This is a genomic window from Mesorhizobium sp. M7A.F.Ca.MR.176.00.0.0 (assembly GCF_004023165.1).
In the GTDB taxonomy this organism is placed as follows: domain Bacteria; phylum Pseudomonadota; class Alphaproteobacteria; order Rhizobiales; family Rhizobiaceae; genus Mesorhizobium.
This window is the reverse complement of the sequence record NZ_RZTC01000276.1, coordinates 1-1518: the sequence shown is the minus strand read 5'-3', so window position 1 is coordinate 1518 and position 1518 is coordinate 1. Positions and strand designations below refer to the sequence as shown.

Genomic DNA, 1518 nt, shown 5'->3' with positions numbered 1-1518 from the left:
GTCTCAGCGCCGGAGCGTCCACTGCGGCAAACAGTTCGGCCCGGCTCATGCCATATGTCAAGCGACGGCCAGTTTTACGAGCTAAGGCGACACCCATTCTTACGTTCTCCTGGCAGTAGGCTGATGCAAGGCGCGCGGACCGTAAGAGTCGGCGCGCGCCTTGCATCGGCCGGTGTGTGGGGCTGATCAGGCGTTTGCGATCCTGAGAGCCTCTTCCAGATCGCGCAGGCGGTAAGATCGTCCCTTGATGTTGAGCACGTTTGAATGGTGCAAGAGTCGATCGAGGATGGCGATGGCCAGGATCTCGTCGCCGGCGAGCAATTCGGTCCAGTCGCGGATGCTTTTGTTGGTGGTGATCAGGATGGCGCCGCGGCCATATCTATAGGTAATCAGGCGAAAGAAGAGACTGGCCTCTTCTCGGGTCATGGGCTCGAAGCCGAGCTCGTCGATGATGAGCAAGGCCATGTTCATGTAGCGTCGACGCTTCAGGCGCGAGGGCGGCAGTCCAGCATCGACCTTGAGCGCGGTCATGAGTTCGTCAAAGCGATAATAGAGAACCGAGAAACCCAGTTCGATGGCGCGTGTCCCCAGGGCGACTGACAGGTGGGTCTTTCCGACGCCAGGCGGGCCTTGCATCAGCACGGTCTCGGCGTTGCGGATCCAGGCGCCCGTGGCCAAGGTGTCGATCCGCGAGCGCTCGATCGCCGGCTGGAAGGCGAAGTCGAAATTCTCCAGGGTCTGGCCTGTCGGGAGTCCCGACATCTTCAACGAGACCTTCACCCGCCGCTCCTCACGTCCAGAGCATTCGCTCTCCAGCAGGCGATCCAGAAAGGCGTGGGGGGCGATCTCCTTGGCCACGGCTTCGGCCAGGAGGTAGTCGAGATGACCGGCGGCGTAGGTCAAGCCGAGCGTGTTCAGTTTGGTGCGCGTACGGTCAATATCGAGCTTGGGTGTACTCATCGGGCGACCTCCGCAAGGGCGGCGTAGAGATCGATCGAGCGCTGGGCGACCGGGGTGGAAGCCAGCTCTTGGATTCTGGCGCCCATGCGCCCGAGGGGCGGCGGCGCCTTGACCCGGTCGGTGCTGGGGCCATCGTAATGCGCCTGGTCGATCACCAGTCGGGAGTCCGTCTTGCGAGGATGAACGGCTATGGTCTCGCAAGCCTTGAGGATCTGAACACTCGTGGCCGTTCCTCGAATCTCCACCTGCTGGCCAACAAAGCGAAACGGCACGCTGTACTGACGCCCCTCGAACGCCACCAAGCCGTCGACGCCGACGCTGCGTGTGGCGACGGCATCAAACGGCTCGGGCAGGGTCGCTGGCACAGGCGTCAGCCTTTGCGCCTCATCCCTCCAGGCTTCGGAGACGCTCGTTCCTGTCGCCGGGCACCGGCGCTGCTGCGACAAGGCCTCGAGGCGAGCATCCGTCCAACTCTGCAGATCGGACAAATCCGAAAATGATCGGCCGTAAGGCTCGAGCGCCATGCGCTGATCGCGAACCCGGCGCTCGACCTTGCCC

General features: G+C 62.8%; 1 protein-coding gene and 1 pseudogene. Both read right to left on the bottom strand.

Translation table 11 applies throughout. The features are described 5' to 3' along the window. Positions 1 to 186: 186 nt before the first annotated feature. A complete protein-coding gene (gene istB, locus EOB59_RS34760) occupies positions 187 to 960 on the bottom strand; it encodes an IS21-like element helper ATPase IstB (protein ID WP_128178206.1) in 774 nt (257 codons plus the stop codon). Then, positions 957 to 1518: pseudogene (locus EOB59_RS34755) on the bottom strand (hypothetical protein); the annotation flags it as partial. The gene istB and the pseudogene EOB59_RS34755, both read right to left, overlap by 4 nt.

Excerpts from the sequence above, each read along its gene's own strand:
- istB (WP_128178206.1), bottom strand. The coding sequence starts at position 960 with ATGAGTACACCCAAGCTCGATATTGACCGTACGCGCACCAAACTGAAC.